At 54.7% G+C, this 243-nt stretch carries 1 pseudogene; it reads right to left on the reverse strand.

From position 1 onward, the window contains the following. Nucleotides 1-243 (reverse strand): annotated as a pseudogene (locus tag AB9F26_RS22530) (IS5/IS1182 family transposase); the annotation flags it as partial.

The following is a 243-nucleotide window of genomic DNA, read 5'->3' on the forward strand; positions in this document are numbered from 1 at the left end:
CGATCAGGTGGTGATCGGCTTCGACAGCCGTTTGGACATTATAGCCAACAATACGGGGCATGCGCGCTGTTGTTGCCATTGATCTGGCGTCTGGATCGCTGAATGAGACCTGTGTTTCTCCGGTCTCATCCATCCGCTGTTCAATTGATCTGTAACGCAAGGCCTCCTTTTGCAGAGGTTCCAGCTTTCGCAGGGTGCGTTCCATGCGGGCTTCAAGCGACCCGTCAGCCAAATGAGCTCCAG

Origin of the sequence: Falsihalocynthiibacter sp. BN13B15, assembly GCF_041205415.1 — a bacterium.
Lineage (GTDB): Bacteria > Pseudomonadota > Alphaproteobacteria > Rhodobacterales > Rhodobacteraceae > Falsihalocynthiibacter > Falsihalocynthiibacter arcticus.